Source organism: Streptomyces caniscabiei, from assembly GCF_014930365.1.
Taxonomy (GTDB): domain Bacteria; phylum Actinomycetota; class Actinomycetes; order Streptomycetales; family Streptomycetaceae; genus Streptomyces; species Streptomyces caniscabiei.
Genome location: NZ_JABXWI010000001.1, coordinates 335,515 through 352,262, shown reverse-complemented (window position 1 = coordinate 352,262; position 16,748 = coordinate 335,515). Strand labels below are relative to the sequence as shown.

Below are 16,748 nucleotides of genomic sequence, written 5' to 3'. Positions count from 1 at the left end.
CTCTGTCCTGTGGGGCATCTCGGCCTCAACGCCCTGCGAGATTCGGCTTGTTGTGCGTGGTCCGGTCCCGGTGGCGGCGCGGTCGGAAGCGTCCCCGGCCGCCGTCACGATGGTCACGACGCTCGTGCGCGGCGGACGGGCCGGAGTCCGGTGGGGGCGGCGCGGTGTTGTCGGCGGCGCGGTCGGCGGAGGCCGGGCGGCCGGGAAGGAAGCGGCTGTAGGAGTGCGAGGCGATCCTCTCGCCGTGTGCGGAGTTGAGCCGGTGGATCACGTACGCTCCGCCGGCGATGAGCACGAGGAACGCGGCGATGGTGAGGACGATGTCCATGGCGGTCACGGCCTGACGGATAGTCGAACGCGAGACGCGCTCGGGAGAAGCGGACCCGCCGTTCCACGGGAGCGTGAAGTCCGTGGCGCAGTGGTGCCGGTGGTACCCGTGGTGCCGGTGGTGCTGGTGGTGAAGAGCAGCAGTACGGCCCTGCACGGGTCGGGCTCTGGCCACGCGTCGGCGGCGGGGAACGTGTCGAAGGCCGAGGCCATCGTGCTGACCTGTCTCCGGAAACCGCCGCGCTGCGCGGGGTGTCCGGTGAAGTGTCTCGCCGAGGACGAGACCGGCGCGGAAGCCGGTGTGCGACATGCCCTCGGTACGTCCACCGTACTCCCGCGTGCCCCCGTCCGACGGAGAGCGGACACACCGCCGTACCCACCTCGGCGTTCCAGGCCACCGTCGGTCCACAAGGGGGGCGCGGCCCCGGGAGTACGGTTGAAGACACCGAGGGCATGTCGCACACCGGCTCCGACACCGATGCCGCTCTCGGCGACCGACGACGCCGGGCCGGATCCGCCCGTGCCCGGGGCAGGGCTTGCCTCATGATCGTGAACGTGCCGGTTCCGCCGACGACCACGGTGCTCCTTGGGCGGCCCGCCGGCCCGGACCGGCACGGTACGGGTACGGGGAAGCCCAGTTCGTCAAGGCCGGAACGAGGCTCCTCGCCCCGAGAGGGGCAACGTGTCCGTCCGCTGTCCCGGCGTCAGATCGAGGACCATCTGCAGGAACTGGGCGATCTGTACGCGGAGACGTCCGGCGGCGGCCCCTGGGCGTGGAACCAGGCCCGCGGCGACTTCCTGCGGCGGCTGGCGGCCGACGTACGGCGACCGGGATTCGAGTTGCTGGTCGCCGAGACCACCGCGCTGACGGGATGCGCCTACGGTTTCCCCGTGCGCGGCGACGGTCCCTGGTGGGAGGGCTTCGACGGCTACCTTCCGGGGCGGCTGCTCCGGCTCGCCGCCTCCGGACGCCTCTTCGTGATCTCCGGGATCCACGTCCCGTCCCGTGTACGCAGGCAGAACCAGGACCGTGCCTGGAACCTCGCCCGGCGCCTGCAGAAACGGCTGCTCACCGACCACGGTGCCGCCGTCGGCGTCACGCTGGTGAACCGCTCCGACCACAGGACCGTCGAGGCGCTGCGGTCCTGGGGGTGGCGGTACATCGAAGGCGACACACCCCGGACGGCCCCGCTCGGCCCGTTCCGCGTCCTGGTCCTCGAGACCTGAGCGCCTGAGAGCCTGAGCACCACGTCCCGCGTCGACGCCTCTCACCGCTCTCACGGCGACGGCAGGCGCAGGGCGAGGAGGGCAACGTCGTCGGTGCTGCCGGGCGGCATGCGAGCGGGCAGCTGGTCGCACAGGGTGTCCAGCGGTTCGTGGGCGAGGTCGAGGGCGTGGCGGCGCAGACGGGCGAGGCCGGTGTCCAGGTCACTGCCCGGGATCTCGATCAGACCGTCGGTGTAGAGCAGGAGAGTGGAACCCGGCGGCAGGGACTGCGCGGCGCTCGGCCGACTGCCGCCGGTGCCCGGAGGGGCGCCGAGGAGGAGTCCCTGTCCCGCTTCGAGGTACTGCGCCTGTCCGTCCCCCGTCAGCAGGAGAGGCGGCGGATGCCCCGCGCTGGTCCACCGCAGCGTCCACGGACCGGTGTGCGGGTCGCCTTCGAGCACGCCGAGGACGAGGGTGGCCATGGGCACGGTGGTGATGGCGGGCATGGCGTCGTCGAGGCGGTCGACGACGGCGCCGGGCGGGCCGCTCTGGTCCCAGGCCAGTGAGCGCAGGATGCCGTGCAGTTGCGCCATGCCGGCCGCCGCGGTCAGGTCGTGGCCCACGACGTCGCCGATGACCAGCGCGAGTGTGCCGTCCTTCCGCTCGAACGCGTCGTACCAGTCGCCCCCGACCTGGGAGCCGGCCGGAGCGGGCTGGTAGCGGGCGGCCAGCCGCAGCCGGCCGGGTTGCGGCAGCGGGGCGAGCAGGTTGCGCTGCATGGCCTCGGCGACGGCGCGCTGGCGGCCGAAGCGGCGGGCGTTGTCGATGACCAGGCCGACCCGACGGCCGATGTCGCTCACCACTGTCAGGTCGTCGGCGTCGAAGGGGTGTGCCGGGTCCGTGCGCACCAGCGTCAGAGCGCCGGTGACCTGCCGCCCGGAGCCCAGCGGCACCGTGACGGAGGACGCCGCGCCGGCGGCGCGCAGGAAGCGGCTGTGGACGGCGGCCAGGGCAGAGGCCGCCGGTGCGGCCACGTCCGCCTCACGCTGCAGGACGGGATCACCGCCGTTCAGCACCTGGACCAGAGGGGACTGGTCCTCCTCTCCGGCCTCGGGAAGGCGCTCGCGCCAGTCCTCCTGCGCGGCGTCCCGGCCCGCGGGACCCGTCGCCGCGACACGGTGGACCTGGCCGGAACCGACCCGGAGGTCCACCGCCGCCCAGTCGGCGAGGCGGGGAACCAGCAGGCGGCCCAGCCGGGCGAGGGCCTCATCGGTCTCCAGGGTCTGACCGAGCACGTCGGTGATCTCCGCGACCAGCGTCAGCCGCTCGGTGAGGTCCTCCAGAGCACGTGTATAGGCCGCACGCTCCCGACGCGCGCTGCGGTCGCCGGCGGTGTCGGTGAACAGCACGGCCATGCCCATGAAGGCGCCGTCGACCGTCAGGGGAGAAGCGGACCAGGAGAGCGCGACCAGGCGACCGTCACCGCGCAGACAGATGTCGCCCTCCCCGCGTGCCTCGGCCCTCGCGGCCACGGCCCGCAGCAGCGGGCACCGCTCCCGGGGGATCGTGCCGCCGTCCGCGTCCCGGTGCAGCAGGTCGTGTGCGTCCTCTCCGCGCATCGCCGCAGCGGAGCGGCCCAGTAGCCGCTCGGCTGTCGGGTTGGCCGCGAGGACACGTCCGGCCGGATCCGTCACGATCAGAGCTGCACCCAGCTGCTCGACGACCTGCCGCCAGAAAACCGGCTCGGCCGGCGACCACCACCGCCCCTCATCTCCCACATCCTCCACAACGCCGCCCCTCCAGTCATGGAAACCCTCGCCGAAGACCGCGGGGGTATCGGCAGACCGACACACCGGTCGATCGACGGTTCCCCGACGTGGCTCGATCAACTCGGCGACCTTGCCTCCGGCCCATGGTGTACGACGAGTACGGGTAGAGGTCGTCGCCGAGCCGGTCGGCGGCGTACGGCTGCCCTCGGCGTACGACCTGCTCCGGCGTGGGCGGTGCCGGTCCGGGCGGCACACGCGCCGGTGCGGGACCGGGCGCGGCGGCGCCCGGCCCTGTCAGGAAGGCCGTGCGTCGGCTGGGGGCGGGGCCTCCGCCCCGAGCCCTGCAAGCCCTTGGCGGTGCGGTTCCTGGCCGGTCACCAGTAGTGGCGTCGTCCGGCGACGGCGTGTCCCGTCGCGCCGAGGACCCACAGGATCGCGCCGATGGCTATCAGGACGATCCCGATGGTCCAGAGGATGGATATGCCGGCGATGAAGCCGATGACGAGCAGAATGATGCCCAGGATGATCATCGCGTTTCTCCTGGGGAGTAGTTCCGGTTTCCCGGCTTCTCTGGGGGACTGAGGCCGTCGTTGTGGTGTGCACCTAGGGTTTGTGCAGCTCAGCCACTTGTGGTCGAACTCTAGCCAGTGCAACAGCTGTGGTGTTATCGCTGGTTGGAGTGTCTCCTCAGAGGGCGGTACGTGGCTTGATGTCTGCATTGCCCTGTCGGCTGGGGTAGGCAGGCTGCTCGGGGGGCCGCCGGGCGGCCATGGTCGCGGCTGGGCGAACAATCCCTGGGGTCAACACCGTGCCCGGCCCGCTCTGGCGGAGTGAAGACTGCGGCGCGGGGACGGCCGTACGCCCTGGCGCGGGCGGCGAAAGCGGTCGCGGCCGGACATGGTGAGTGGGGCTGCCGCACGGACAGGCGTGGCCGTGGGCCTCAGGCCGCTTCGAGGAAGGGGTAGTCGGTGTAGCCCTCGGCGTCCGGCCCGTAGAACAGTTCCGGCCGCGGCTCGTTCTCCGGGTGGCCACCCTGCCAGCGCTCGACCAGGTCGGGGTTGGCGATGAGGGCCCGGCCCACGGCCACGGCGTCGGCGTGGCCGGCCTCGATCTGCTGGAGCGCCTGCTCGCGGGTGGTCTGCCCCCCGAAGGGGCCGTTGTTGACGATCAGCTTGCCGTCGAAGCGCCGCCGCAGCTCCTGCACCAGGTCGCCGCCCGGCTCGGCGTGCAGGACGGAGAGGTAGGCCAGGCCCAGCGGGCGCAGCTGGTCCACCAGGGTGCCGTAGGTGGCCAGGACGTCGTCCCGGTCGGTCTCGAAGACGTCCCCGAGGTCGACCTCCGGCGAGATCCGCAGCCCGACCCGCCCGGCACCGACGGCCTGGACGACCGCCGTGACGACCTCGACGACGAAGCGGGCGCGGTTCTGCGGCGAGCCGCCGTATCCGTCGGTGCGCTGGTTGGCCGCCGGGGAGAGGAACTCCTGGAGCAGGTAGCCGTTGGCGCCGTGGATCTCCACACCGTCCGCTCCCGCTTCGATGGCCCGGCGGGCCGCGGCGGCGAAGTCCTCCACGGCTGCCCGGATCTCCGCGGTGGTCATCGCTTCCGGTACGGGGTAGGGCTGCTCGCCCTTCTCGGTGAACGTCTTGTTGTCGATGGCGATCGCGCTGGGGGCGAGGATGCGGCGGCCGCCGTTGATGTCGGGGTGGGTGCCGCGGCCGGCGTGCATGATCTGCAGGACGATGCGGCCGCCCTCGGCGTGCACCGCCTCGAACACCCGCTGCCAGCCGGCTGCCTGCTCGTCGGTGGCGATGCCCGGCTCACCGACATACCCCTGCGACGCGTGGTCGGGGTAGGTGCCCTCGGTGATGATCATTCCGACGCTCGCCCGCTGCCGGTAGTACTCGACCATCAGGTCCCCTGGGATGCCGGCGGAACCGGACCGGACCCGGGTCAGCGGTGCCATGACGATGCGGTTGGCGAGCTCGATCTTCCCCAGAGAGACCGGGGAGAAAAGTGACGGGACGGGCGAGACTTCTGAAGTGTTGACAGGCATGGGTTTCTTTCTTTCTGCGATACGGAGGGAAGCGGGACGAAGGTCTGCGCCGCAAGGGGTCCACGCTGCCCCGGCGGAGGCGCGGATGCGGCCCTCGGGCGGGCGCGGGCCCGCTGACGGTGACGCCTTCCGGCACCGCGATCGGGGCGTGGGCGGTGTCGGCGGCGAACACGGTGAGAGCCGAATGCCGTCGGCGTCGGTGTCGACGCCGGTCAAGCGCAACTGCCCGCCGAATTCGGTACGGATCGGTGTCCGCAGGCCGCGCCGCGGCCGACGAAGGCGCGGGCTTAGCTGAGCGGGACGTCCGCGACACCCTTGAGGTGGCTGAACGTCTCGAGGGAGTACCGGCCGTGGTACCGGCCCATGCCGCTTTCACCGACGCCGCCGAACGGCAGGCCGGTCATGAGCAGTTGCATCACCGGCTGGCCCCAGGCGATGCCGCCGGAGGACGTCTCGTTCAACAGGCGCGACTTGGTGGCCTCGGACGTGGTGAAGGCGTAGAGCGCGAGGGGCTTGTCGCGTTCGTTGATGAAGGCGATGGCGGCATCGAGGTCTGCGACTTCGACGACGGCGAGGATGGGACCGAAGATCTCCTCCTGCATGACCGGCGATGCGGGGTCGACATCGGTGAGCACGGTCGGTGCGATGAACAGGTCGTCACGGTCGTGCCGGCCTCCCACCGCCGCCCGGCCGGAGTCCAGCAGAGCGGTGAGCCGGTCGAAGTGCCGCTCGTTGATGATCCGGCCGAAGCCGGCCGAGGCCTGCGGGCTGGTGCCGAACTGGGCTTCGACAGCCGCACGCAGGGCGGGAACCAGCGCGGCGGCGGTGGCAGGGTCGGCCAGCACGTAGTCGGGGGCTATGCACTGCTGCCCCGCGTTGCCGAACTTGGCGCCGACCAGCCGCTTCGCGGTCTCGTCCACGTCGGCGTCGGGTGCCACGAAGACCGGCGACTTGCCCCCGAGTTCGAGCGTGACGGGGGTGAGGTGCTTGGCGGCTGCGGCCATGACAATCCGGCCGACCGTGCCATTGCCGGTGTAGAAGATGTGGTCGAAGCGCTGTGCCAGGAGGGCCGTGGTCTCCTCGGCGCCTCCCTCGACCACGGTGAGCACGTCGGGGTCGAAGTACTCACGCAGCAGGCGTGAAGCGACCGCCGAGGTGTGCACCGAGACCTCGCTCGGCTTGGCCACCACCGTGTTCCCGGCGGCCAGGGCGCCGATGATGGGGTCGATGAGCAGGTGCAGCGGGAAATTCCACGGAGCGATCACCAGGACCACCCCGAGTGGGTCGTACGTGGTGTAAGCGGTTGTCGTGGGACCGAAGTGGGCGGGAACCTCCACAGGGCGAGGCTGAAGCCAGCTCTCGAGATTCGCCAGCGTCTCGTCGATGTCGGCGACGGTGAAGTCGATCTCCTGCGTCTTCGCCTCGGCGGCGTTCTTCCTCAGGTCCGCCCAGAGCGCTTCGATCAGCTCCTGCTCGTTCTCGACCAGCAGGGCCCGCAGCCGCCGCAGCTGGTCGACGCGCCAGTCCAGTCCGCGGGTGACGCCGGTGTCGAAGGTCGCACGAAGGCGGCCGACCACCTCCGCGGCCGTTTCCGTCTGGGGGGTCCTCGACTCGGTCCCCTGTGTCGTGGTCATGGGATGTCTCCGTTCTCGATGCAAGGCCACGCCCGGCTGCCTTCCAGCCGGGCACGGTCTCCAGCGTGCTGGCCGATCCGGTATTCACCCAGGTCACGGCTGTATGTACATCGGCTGTGCCTACCACTGACCGGTGCAGGCTGATGTGCGTCCGGCCGGGGATACTCGGAGGCATGGACGAATACCCCGAACCGGTGCACGAGCCCGTCGACGGCGCTCTGGACGCGCGTGCCGAGCTCAGTGAGTTCTTGCGCACCCGGAGGGCCCGGCTGAAGCCGGAGGACGTGGGACTGCCGGACTTCGGGCGGTACCGGCGGGTGCCGGGGCTGCGCCGCGAGGAGCTTGCGCAGCTGGCCGGGGTGTCGGTGGGGTACTACACGCGCCTGGAACAGGGCAACGGGCAGCACGTGTCGGCGGAGGTCCTCGACGCCATCGCCCGCGCGCTCAGGCTGAGCGACGCCGAGCACGCCCACCTCACACACCTGGCGAAGCCGAAACAGCGGAAGAAGAAGCCGGCCGGCCGCACCCAGCAGGTGCGGGGCCCCCTGCGGATGCTGCTGGACACCATGGAAGGCGGCCCGGCGATCCTCGTGGGGCGGCGCTCGGACATCCTCGCCTGGAACCGGATGGCCGCGGCGGTCTTCGGCGACTGGGCCGAGCTGCCCGAGCACGAGCGGAACTGGGCGCGGCTGGTGTTCCTGCGGCCCGAGTACCGCGACCTGTTCGTGGACTGGGAACGCAAGGCGAACGACGTCGTCTCTCAGCTGCGCATGGACGCCGGCTCCCACCCCAACGACCCCCGGCTGTCCGCGCTGGTGGGCGATCTCTCCGTGAAGAGCGAGGAGTTCAGGCGGCTGTGGGCCGCCCACGACATCAAGGACAAGTGTCACGGCATCCAGCGCCTGCACCACCCGCTCGTCGGCGAACTCGATCTGCGCCTCGAGTCGTTCCACCTGGCCGACGACCACGAACAGACACTGGCGACGTACATCGCCGAACCCGGTTCCCCGTCCGCGGAGGCACTACGACTGCTGGCCAGCTGGGGCACCGACGCGACAAGGGCGGGAGCCGGGGCACCGCCGGCACGCACGGCTTGATGAACAGTTGATCATCGGCAGTCGGCTGCGCGCCACGCCCAGCGTCCCGTCGACCTTGCCGCGCCCGGAGCCCCCGGCCCCGGCACCCGCCGTCGCGCCAGTCACACCGGCCTCGCGCGAACCACGGAAAACCGAAGTACGTGCGCAGGTCCCGGTCTGACTGGCTGACTACGGCTTTGGCCAGCTGCCCAGCGCGAGGTCGGCGACGCGCAGCAGCTCAGGGCGGGAACTACCACTCGCGGCCTGGACGGCGATCCCATTGGCGACTGTTCTCAGGTAGAGCGCGAGGAGATGGGGATCTGTGGAAGGCGGAAGGTCACCGGCGTCCACCGCCTGTTGAAACCGGCGCGTCAAGTGGGCTATCCCGTCCTCACGCCATGCGATGAGTGCGTCTCGGACCGGGCGGCTGTCATCCCCGGTGGCCAACGCACCGTGCACGCCAAGACAGCCTGCGGGGAGTCCCGGCATGGTTGCCGCCTCGACCGTCCCGTGGAGCACGGCAGTAGCCACTGCTCCGCTTGTGGGCTCCGCCAGAGCCCGGCCGAAGTAGGCGGTCAAGCCCTCGGTGTACCGCTCCAGCGCCTTGTAGAAGAGGTCTTCTTTGCTGCCGAACGCCCTGTAGAGGCCGGGGCGGCTGATGCCCATCGCCTCGGTGAGGTCGTCGAGGCTGGCGCCCTCGAACCCCTTTGACCAGAACACCAGGACCGCACGGTCGAGTGCCTCGTCGATGTCGAACGAGCGAGGCCTGCCGGGAGGGACCGGTGTCGTCGAGGTCATTTCTTCATCCTACTCCTTTGGTACCGATCGGTACGGATGTGCTAGAGTATTTTCGTACCAATCGGTACGCTATACGGAGAGGTGTCGTCGTGTCACAGACCGTACTCATCACTGGCGGAACCTCAGGCATCGGCTTGAGCCTCGCGCAATCCTTCGTGGAGCTCGGGGCGTCTGTCGTCGTGTGCGGGCGTTCGCAGCCTGCGCTGGACCGATTCGCGCAGGCCCACCCGCAGGCGCTGGCCGTGCGGGCCGATGTGACGGACGTAGCCGACCGGGCAGCGTTGTTGCAGGCAATCGCTGATCGCTTCGGGCGTCTGGACGTGCTGGTCAACAACGCCGGTACGTTCGAGGAGCGAGACTATGCAGCCGGCAAAAACCCCAACGCGACCCTCGATGACGAGGTGGCGCTGAACCTCACCGCCCCCATCCACTTGACGGGCGAAGCGCTCGAGCGATGGCCAGAGCCCGGCGCGATCGTATTCATCACCTCGGGGTTCGCTCTCGTCTCGCCCACTCGCGCGCCTACCCATGGCGCGGTGAAGGCCGGCCTGCACGGCTTTGCGGATGGCTTGCGCCGTCAACTCGCCCCGAAGGGCACCCATGTCCTCGAGGTCCTCCCACCGTCCACGGACACGCCCATGAACGCCGAAGCCACAGGGAAGAAGCTGACTCCCGCACAGGTGGCGGCGGTCACGATGAAGGCTCTTCGGGGACGGCGGAACATGGCATTCCCCGGTCAGACGAAAGTCATGCCCGCCATGCTGCGCATCGCGCCGGGCACACTACGTCGCGTCGTCGCCGGGCTCTGACCCCAGAGAAATCCTTCCCAGGCAACACCTCACCGAGTGAACCGAGTGGGCTCCCGTCTCCCGCGAAGCCGAAGGCAAGCAGCCGATTCGGCCTGGGGCCAATGCCGCGACTCTGTCGGCCGCCGCCGCGATCGCCGCCCCGTTGTCCGAGCGGCCGCTCATCCTGGGACGCTTCAGCGCGAGTCGGGGCGGGCGAGGCCCGAAGCGGCGTCGAGGCTGTCGATGGCGGTTCGGGCATGTGGTGCCGGCTTGGGGCTCGTCGGCGCACAGGCCGACTGTGCGGAGCCGTCGCGGCTGTACAGGGGAGCCCGAAGTCTGTGTGGGGGGATCTGTCAGGCCGCAGCGGCAGCGCGCGGAGTGCCGTGGGAGACCTGGCTGGTGTGCGAGCGTGGTGGGCCGTTGCGACGGGCCGGGTTGCCCGCCTCGCCTGCCACCTTCGCAGCACCGGCTCGCCAACCATCACTCCTCGCTCGGGGCGACGTTGTCTCACGCGGACCGGTCCCAGCGCCCTACTGACGCCGACGCAGACCACGCCCGTCGACCGACCGCTGCCTCCGCTGCACGCCGGACGGATACTCATCGGTACCGCTGCCCGGCAGCGGTCCATCCGCCGGCCCTGTCACGTCGGCTGCGACCGAGTCCGGGGGCGCCGAGAAGTCCGCGCTTCCCGGGCGCGGACGTCAGAGGCGGGCGTACTGCTCCGTCTGTTCGGCGAACTCCTGAGCCGCGGTGGCGCTGACCGTGGGCTGTGTGTCGCGGATCGTGTCCAGGTAGTCGTGCGTGGAGGGGAGGACGCGGGTTCCGGTGTCGAAGGTGCGCTCGAATCCGGCCTGGGAGACGGTTCGTGCCACGTGGGCGATGTCGGCCGGTGTGAAACCTTCGCTGGCGGACGCGAGCGCCTCCCTGTCGGCCTTCGCGCCCGCTCGTGTCAGGTAGCTCTCCCACAGCGCGGTCCTGGCGCGGTGGTCGGGAGGACCGAGCGGCAGTACGTAGTCGAAACGGCCGTGCCGCAGGAACGCGGAGTCGAGCGTGGTCACGTTGTTCGTGGCGCAGACGAGCAGCCGCCCGTCCTGCCTGCGGAACCGGACGATCGCCTTGAGCAGCTCGTTGACGACGCCGACCGCGGTCGCGTCCGCGCCGCTACGGGCGCCGGCGACCTCCTCGACCTCATCGATGAACACCAGGACGTGGTCGAGCCGGGATATCTCGTCGAAGCGCCTGCTCAGCCCGCTCGCCAGGCCGTACTCGGCGGCCAGACGTGCGGGGAACAGCTCGAGGAAGGGCCATCCGAGGCGGCTGGCGATCGCCTGCGCGAAGGTGCTCTTGCCGGTCCCGGGCGGACCGAACAGCATCACCGCGCGCGGCAGCTCCACACCGTGCTCCGCGGCCAGTCCGGGATGGGCCAGTGGCAGGACCAGACGGCGCTCGATGAGCTGCTTCTCCTTCTGCATGCCCGCGACCTTCTGCCACAGTCCGCCGGGCGGCAGCTCCGCTCCGAGCGAGGAGAGCATGTCGGCCGCCGGCCGGGGCGCCGGTCTGCGCTTCTCGAAGAGGACCAGGCCCGATCGGGCGCCGAAGTCGCAGTTGCGCAGCGCGGTGGCACCGGTCTCCCCCTCGGGCAGGGCGGCGTGTACCGCGCGGACACCGTCGGTGAAAAGCCGTCGCTCAAGGGCCGTGATCAGGGAGCTGCCCAGCCCCTGGTGCCGCCAGGCAGGTGTCATGCAGATGCGCAGGATCCACGCCCGGTCACCCTCCACCCTGCTCACCGCGGCGCCGACGACCACGTCGTTCGCCGTGGCCACCACAGCGGGGTGGAGGGCCTGGAGGGCCGTCACGGCGTCCGAGAGCGGGAAGAGGGCCGGTTCTTCGGTCGTGCCGCTCTCCACGTCGACACGGAGGACTCCCTCGAGATCGTCCGGGGAGTAGTCCCGGACCCGCCAACCCGTCATGACCAGCTCCGTGTGTTCGGCCGTGTTCCCATCATCGGCCGTGGCGTGGGGTACACGCGCGCCAAGCCCCGGCTCGGTCGAGCGGGACCGCGCCACTCGATCAACAGGAGGGGGGCGTCCTTGGGACGCCGCCCCGCGCCGGTTTTGAGCGCGTGGGAGAGGGCCCGGGCCACGGCCGGGAGGTTCTGCGCCGTACCTTCGACTCGGTCCGCCCAGCTGATGAGCTGTTCCTCGCCGAACTCCGCACGGCCGACCGGGTTGGGTGGTCGCGAGGGGGGATCGCACCACTGTTGACCGAGGCTGGGGAGGCCCGAGGATCTACAAGATCATCGCCGGGTGTCGAACAGTTCGACAGCCCCACGAGGGAACCGATTCTGGCGACGGCGTCCTGTGTTTGGGAAGTGTCTGGCGAGGCACCCGCATCCGCGGGGCTCGGCGGGCCGGCTGTTGAGTCTCACGGTTCACGGATGCCTTGCCGCCGGACGTCCCTGGGCTGTCGGCACACTCCACACTGGCCGGTCCGGTCTGCTCATGGTGTCCGGAAGAAATCGCCCTCCGGCGTCCCTCCTGGTGGCGCATTGGTGCGACTTGGGGCACGCGGAGGGCACAGAGTCCCCAAATTGGACTAGACAATTAATAAACCCCAGGCCGCTGACCTGGGGTTTCATCATGGAGCGGGTGACGAGAATCGAACTCGCGCTCTCAGCTTGGGAAGCTGATGTTCTACCATTAAACTACACCCGCGTAAGACGCCGGTTGGTGCCGGTGTCGGAACGCATCGTTACTTTACCTCATGCCGGGCCCCGCGCGCTGAAGCCGTGGGGCCCGGTTGTGTTCCCGGGGTCGGGACGGGGCTGCGGGGCGCGGGAGTTGGGGCGTACGGTGGAGGCGCTGAAGAGGGTCTGCGTGGGGCTCCCGAGGGATCGGAGTGCCGCCTGGAGGGGCGTCCCGTTCATCCCGTAATGTGGCGCTTCGTCGTCAGGTCGACGTAGGTCGACAGCCAGACGCGGCTCTTGGGGAAGGGACTCTTGGACTTGATGGAGCGCACCGTCGTCCGTTGTGCCGATGGGCACGTGTTCAGCACCGCTTCGTTCCCGATGCAGCAGGCCGAGCGCCTCGGCCCCGGTCGGCTCATGCGCTGCCCACGCTGCGCGCGCCTGCGCAGTGTCGTGCCGGTGGCGTTGGAGAAGCGGTAGCCGGTCCGTCGGTAGGCGGGCAGGTAAAGCAGGGCAGCAAGTAAGCAGTTGGGCAGGTAGTAGCTCGGCGGCAGATAGGTACACAAGCGGCTGACACGCGGGTGTGAAGGTCAGCGACAACCGGCATCTCTTCGGCGCGCGGGTCCGTCCTGGTTGTGGGCGGTCCGCGCGTCTTGCGTATCCTCGGGGCGTGCTTCTCTCAGACAAGGACATCCGGGCCGAGATCGACGCCGGTCGGGTGCGGATCGATCCGTACGACGAAACCATGGTGCAGCCGTCGAGCATCGACGTGCGTCTCGACCGCTTCTTCCGGGTGTTCGAGAACCACCGGTACCCGCACATCGACCCCTCCGTCGAGCAGTCGGACCTCACGCGGCTCGTCGAACCCGAGGGGGACGAGCCCTTCATCCTCCACCCCGGCGAGTTCGTGCTCGCCAGCACCTACGAGGTCATCTCGCTCCCCGACGATCTGGCCTCCCGGCTGGAGGGGAAGAGCTCCCTCGGCCGGCTCGGGCTCGTCACCCACTCCACCGCCGGGTTCATCGACCCCGGCTTCTCCGGGCACGTCACCCTCGAACTGTCCAACCTCGCCACGCTCCCCATCAAGCTCTGGCCGGGCATGAAGATCGGGCAGCTGTGCATGTTCCGGCTCAGCTCGCCGGCCGAGTTCCCGTACGGCAGCGAGCGCTACGGCTCCCGCTACCAGGGGCAGCGAGGCCCGACCGCCTCCCGCTCCTTCCTCAACTTCCACCGGACGCAGGTGTGAGCATGCCGAGCACGCCGCCGGTCCGGGAGAACCTCACCTACGAGGCGTTCGGCACCGCCGTACGCGAACTCGCGCAGACCATCGCCGACGACGGGTACGAGCCCGACATCGTGCTCAGCATCGCCCGCGGCGGGGTCTTCGTCGCCGGCGGCCTCGCGTACGCGCTCGACTGCAAGAACATCCACCTCGTGAACGTCGAGTTCTACACCGGCGTCAACACGACCCTCGACATGCCCGTCATGCTCGCCCCCGTCCCGAACGCGATCGACTTCTCCGACAAGAAGGTCCTGATCACGGACGACGTCGCCGACACGGGCAAGACGCTCAAGCTCGTCCACGACTTCTGCCTCGACGCCGTCGCCGAGGTCCGGTCGGCCGTGATCTATGAGAAGTCCCACTCCCTCGTGAAGTGCGAGTACGTGTGGAGGCGGACCGACGAGTGGATCAACTTCCCGTGGAGTGTTCTGCCTGTGGTACGTAAGTCGGGTGAGCCGGTCACGCCGTCGAAGGAAGCGCTCTGAGGGCGTAGGCGGCAGGCCGGCCCGGGCCCCTCGACCGGGCGTCGAGGGGCTCAGACGGCGGAGGGACGTCGTACGGACGGCGCGGGGCTCAGACGGACGTCGAGGGGGTCAGGACCGTGACCGGTGATGTCGGCGCGAGGGGGTCAGGACCGTGAAGCCGTGCCGCAGTTTTTCTCGTCCGACTGGCGCAGGCGTTCGTCCATCGACGTGCTGCGGTCGTACGGGTCGAGTGCCGGGCCGTCGCCCGAGGAGGAGGTCTCTCGGTCCGAGTCGAACTCGGGGGTGAAGTAGCCGGTGAAGTTGTCGCAGCCGCCGTTGGTGGTGTCCACCTTGTACGAGACCAGGGAGAACGTGCCCGGCTCGGTGATGATCTTCGCCGGGTCGTCCCAGCTCATCACGACCTCGCGGCGCACGATGGTGCGAGCCACCTCGTCGCTGCCCGCCTCGGCGCGGACGACCGGGTAGACGTACGTGACGTCGGTGGTCACCTCGACCGCGCCGCGCTTGCCCTCGCGGTAGGTGATCCGGCCCCGTGTCTTGACCACGTCCCCCACCAGCCGGACCTTCTTCTCGAACCTGCTGAACAGCAACAGGGGATCGTCCTCGCGGCTGGGCGAGCGGAACGCGGTCGCCAGGTAGTCCTGGACGTCCTGCTGATGAGGGTTGAGCAGCGCGATCGCCTTCTTCGGGCGTTCCCCGCGCAGCACACCGGGATCCAGGCTCGACGCGGCGAGGAAGTCCCGGCTGTCCTCGAGCGCCTGCTCGACCTGTTTCTTGCTCATCCAGCCGGTCGCCCGTGCCTCGGGCAGTCCGAGCCCGGCCGTCCCGTCTCCCCACCGTGCCGCGGGCGACCCCCGGAACGGCTGCTTCAGGGTCGGTCGCGGGGCTGCCGCCTCCGTCGGCGGCGGCTGGTCCGGGCGCTCCGACTCCACGGCCAGCGGCGTGCTCTCGCCGCCCTCACCCGCGAACCATCCGACCACCCGCCCCGGCGCCACCGCCACGACCAGCAGGGCGACCGCGACGAGCAGGCCGACCACGTACCAGCCCTTGCCTCTTCGGCGCCGGGGCGGTTCGTGACTCCGCCACGGCTCCGGCTCGGCGGGGGCGTCCCGCAGCCGTCCCGCCACCATGCGGGCCCGCGCCGACGGCTCCTCGGGCGCGTCCTTGCTCCCCGCTTCCGCTTCGCGGAGGAACCGCTCCCACTCCTCGTCCGATATGGACTCCCCGCCCTTGCCCACGCCGGCCCCCGCCCTTCTCGCGTACCCGCCCCACCCCGGAGCCGGTCATTTTCGAGCATCATCACACAGCCGAATTACGGCCCGAGCGAAGGCCGGACGGAGGCAGGCCGGAGGGAGGCCGGGCGGAGGGCGGCCCGGGCGGAGAACGGCCCGGACGAAGGCAATTGCCCGGCCGTCGCGGCTTCCCGCCGGGCAGCAGGAAGGGGCTCCCGGTCTGTCGCCGGGAGCCCCTCACCTCATACACATACCCGCCGCGTACTCGCCGCGGCCGCCGTGCCTAGAACGTGCCCAGCTTGATCAGCGACAGGATCGCCACCAGTTGGATCGCGGAGGCGCCCAGCGCCTTCGGCCACGGGAGGTCGTGGGACCTGGCGACCATCATGGTCAGCAGGGCGCCCGCGGCGACCCAGGTGATCCAGCCGAGGATCTGGACGAAGGAGGCGTCACCGCCCGCGAACATCGCCACGACCAGACGGGGCGCGTCCGTGAGGGCCATGATCAGCATGGAGAGGCCGACCGTGGGCTGCCAGGCTCCGTCGCCGCCGAGCTGGCGGGCCAGGGTGTGGGTGACCACGCCCAGGACGAAGATGCTCACCACCATCGTCACGCCGGTGACGAGCACGATCGGCACGGCGGCCGAGAGCGTCGCCTTGATCGCTTCTTCGCGGGCGCTGTCGAAGCCGAAGACGGCCAGCAGGCCGTAGAGGAACGTCACGACGAGGGCGGGGCCCCACACCGCGTAGTCGCGCATCACCAGGAACGTCTGGTTCGGGCTGGTGACGATGCCCTTGAGGAGTTCCTTCCAGGGCAGCCGCGGGCCGAGCGGCGCCGCCGGGGCGTTGCCCGCGCGGTAGGTGTCGCCCTGCTGGTACGGGTCCTCGCCGACGGCGAACATCTGGGTGTGCCCCGGGTTGTTGGCCGCGTACGGGTCCACTCCCTGGGGGTGCCCGCCGTCGTCGCCGAAGTACTCCGGCTCACCGTGGTTGCCGTGACCCCCATGGCCCCCGTGACCCCCATGGCCCCCGCGACCCCCAGGGCCTCCGTGGGTCCCGTAACCGCCGGGGGCACCGCCGTGCGTCTGGGGCCACCCGCCCTGACCGCCGCGCCCGCCGCCGTACGGCGGTCCCGGGGGCGTCTGGGGGTAGCCGTACGACGGGCCGCCGGCCTGCGGGGCCTGCTGTCCGTACGGAGGGTTGTGCGGTCGCGCTTGAGGAGCGCCGTTGTCCCGGCCGCGTCCGATCCTGAATCCAGCCACGTCATCGAACGTACCTGTTCCCGGACGGCCGTGTGCGGGGCCGGGGCCGACCGGCCCGGCTTTGCGGCCGAGCTGTGACATCCCCTAAGGGATCGTCAGGGATGGGTGAGGGGTCGGTCGGTCACGGCCGCCGCGCAGGTCGGCGGCCGTA

14 protein-coding genes and 1 tRNA gene are annotated in these 16,748 nt (G+C 70.3%); 5 read left to right on the top strand and 10 right to left on the bottom strand.

Features of this window, described 5'->3' with window-relative positions; all coding sequences use genetic code 11:
* Positions 1-25 precede the first annotated feature (25 nt).
* Positions 26-328 carry a hypothetical protein gene (locus tag HW837_RS01850; protein WP_193379561.1) on the bottom strand — a complete coding sequence of 101 codons (303 nt, stop codon included), beginning with the start codon at positions 326-328 and terminating at the stop codon, positions 26-28.
* Between the two features lie 542 nt (positions 329-870).
* On the opposite strand from HW837_RS01850, the gene HW837_RS01845 reads away from it, so the two are divergent.
* Positions 871-1,554 carry a hypothetical protein gene (locus HW837_RS01845; protein ID WP_193379462.1) on the top strand — a complete coding sequence of 228 codons (684 nt, stop codon included), beginning with the start codon at positions 871-873 and terminating at the stop codon, positions 1,552-1,554.
* Between the two features lie 50 nt (positions 1,555-1,604).
* Here HW837_RS01845 and HW837_RS01840 read toward each other — a convergent pair whose 3' ends face one another.
* The 4 genes from HW837_RS01840 to HW837_RS01825 all read right to left on the bottom strand — a co-directional run bounded on the left by HW837_RS01840 (position 1,605) and on the right by HW837_RS01825 (position 6,989).
* Positions 1,605-3,320, bottom strand: coding sequence for a SpoIIE family protein phosphatase (locus HW837_RS01840; RefSeq protein WP_093791340.1), 1,716 nt, complete (start codon positions 3,318-3,320; stop codon positions 1,605-1,607).
* Between the two features lie 356 nt (positions 3,321-3,676).
* On the bottom strand, positions 3,677-3,832 hold the full coding sequence (locus HW837_RS01835) for a DUF6131 family protein (RefSeq protein WP_093791342.1): 156 nt from the start codon (positions 3,830-3,832) through the stop codon (positions 3,677-3,679).
* A 410-nt stretch (positions 3,833-4,242) separates the two neighbouring features.
* Positions 4,243-5,355, bottom strand: a complete 1,113-nt coding sequence (locus tag HW837_RS01830; protein WP_193379463.1) for an alkene reductase — start codon at positions 5,353-5,355, stop codon at positions 4,243-4,245.
* Between the two features lie 287 nt (positions 5,356-5,642).
* Complete coding sequence (locus HW837_RS01825; protein ID WP_193379464.1) at positions 5,643-6,989, bottom strand: aldehyde dehydrogenase family protein; 1,347 nt, start codon at positions 6,987-6,989, stop codon at positions 5,643-5,645.
* A 173-nt stretch (positions 6,990-7,162) separates the two neighbouring features.
* On the opposite strand from HW837_RS01825, the gene HW837_RS01820 reads away from it, so the two are divergent.
* The gene (locus tag HW837_RS01820; protein WP_193379465.1) at positions 7,163-8,086 is read left to right on the top strand and encodes a helix-turn-helix transcriptional regulator; all 924 of its coding nucleotides are present in this window, start codon (positions 7,163-7,165) and stop codon (positions 8,084-8,086) included.
* 168 nt (positions 8,087-8,254) lie between these two features.
* Here the strand turns inward: HW837_RS01820 and HW837_RS01815 are convergent, their stop codons facing one another.
* The gene (locus HW837_RS01815; protein ID WP_093791350.1) at positions 8,255-8,863 is read right to left on the bottom strand and encodes a TetR/AcrR family transcriptional regulator; all 609 of its coding nucleotides are present in this window, start codon (positions 8,861-8,863) and stop codon (positions 8,255-8,257) included.
* Between the two features lie 89 nt (positions 8,864-8,952).
* On the opposite strand from HW837_RS01815, the gene HW837_RS01810 reads away from it, so the two are divergent.
* Entirely contained in the window at positions 8,953-9,672 is a 720-nt protein-coding gene (locus tag HW837_RS01810) for an SDR family NAD(P)-dependent oxidoreductase (protein WP_193379466.1), read from the top strand.
* 680 nt (positions 9,673-10,352) lie between these two features.
* On the opposite strand, the gene HW837_RS01805 is transcribed toward HW837_RS01810, so the two are convergent.
* Both HW837_RS01805 and HW837_RS01800 read right to left on the bottom strand, forming a co-directional pair.
* On the bottom strand, positions 10,353-11,621 hold the full coding sequence (locus HW837_RS01805; protein ID WP_193379467.1) for an ATP-binding protein: 1,269 nt from the start codon (positions 11,619-11,621) through the stop codon (positions 10,353-10,355).
* Between the two features lie 670 nt (positions 11,622-12,291).
* Positions 12,292-12,365 (bottom strand) — tRNA-Gly (locus HW837_RS01800).
* Between the two features lie 642 nt (positions 12,366-13,007).
* Here HW837_RS01800 and dcd point away from each other — a divergent pair.
* Positions 13,008-13,583 carry a dCTP deaminase gene (dcd, locus tag HW837_RS01795; protein WP_033530332.1) on the top strand — a complete coding sequence of 192 codons (576 nt, stop codon included), beginning with the start codon at positions 13,008-13,010 and terminating at the stop codon, positions 13,581-13,583.
* A gap of 2 nt (positions 13,584-13,585) precedes the next feature.
* Positions 13,586-14,104 (top strand): phosphoribosyltransferase, encoded by a 519-nt coding sequence (locus HW837_RS01790; protein WP_045558240.1) that lies wholly within the window; start codon positions 13,586-13,588, stop codon positions 14,102-14,104.
* A gap of 143 nt (positions 14,105-14,247) precedes the next feature.
* On the opposite strand, the gene HW837_RS01785 is transcribed toward HW837_RS01790, so the two are convergent.
* Together HW837_RS01785 and HW837_RS01780 are read right to left on the bottom strand one after the other, a co-directional pair.
* Positions 14,248-15,342 carry a hypothetical protein gene (locus HW837_RS01785; RefSeq protein WP_193379471.1) on the bottom strand — a complete coding sequence of 365 codons (1,095 nt, stop codon included), beginning with the start codon at positions 15,340-15,342 and terminating at the stop codon, positions 14,248-14,250.
* A gap of 277 nt (positions 15,343-15,619) precedes the next feature.
* Positions 15,620-16,678, bottom strand: coding sequence for a Yip1 family protein (locus HW837_RS01780; protein ID WP_193379472.1), 1,059 nt, complete (start codon positions 16,676-16,678; stop codon positions 15,620-15,622).
* Between the last annotated feature and the right edge of the window lie 70 nt (positions 16,679-16,748).

What these genes read in the sequence shown, in the direction of transcription:
- HW837_RS01850 (WP_193379561.1), bottom strand. Translation starts at nt 328, where the DNA reads ATGGACATCGTCCTCACCATCGCCGCGTTCCTCGTGCTCATCGCCGGC.
- HW837_RS01845 (WP_193379462.1), top strand. Translation starts at nt 871, where the DNA reads ATGATCGTGAACGTGCCGGTTCCGCCGACGACCACGGTGCTCCTTGGG.
- HW837_RS01835 (WP_093791342.1), bottom strand. Translation starts at nt 3,832, where the DNA reads ATGATCATCCTGGGCATCATTCTGCTCGTCATCGGCTTCATCGCCGGC.
- HW837_RS01830 (WP_193379463.1), bottom strand. Translation starts at nt 5,355, where the DNA reads ATGCCTGTCAACACTTCAGAAGTCTCGCCCGTCCCGTCACTTTTCTCC.
- HW837_RS01825 (WP_193379464.1), bottom strand. Translation starts at nt 6,989, where the DNA reads ATGACCACGACACAGGGGACCGAGTCGAGGACCCCCCAGACGGAAACG.
- HW837_RS01820 (WP_193379465.1), top strand. Translation starts at nt 7,163, where the DNA reads ATGGACGAATACCCCGAACCGGTGCACGAGCCCGTCGACGGCGCTCTG.
- HW837_RS01815 (WP_093791350.1), bottom strand. Translation starts at nt 8,863, where the DNA reads ATGACCTCGACGACACCGGTCCCTCCCGGCAGGCCTCGCTCGTTCGAC.
- HW837_RS01805 (WP_193379467.1), bottom strand. Translation starts at nt 11,621, where the DNA reads ATGACGGGTTGGCGGGTCCGGGACTACTCCCCGGACGATCTCGAGGGA.
- HW837_RS01790 (WP_045558240.1), top strand. Translation starts at nt 13,586, where the DNA reads ATGCCGAGCACGCCGCCGGTCCGGGAGAACCTCACCTACGAGGCGTTC.
- HW837_RS01780 (WP_193379472.1), bottom strand. Translation starts at nt 16,678, where the DNA reads ATGTCACAGCTCGGCCGCAAAGCCGGGCCGGTCGGCCCCGGCCCCGCA.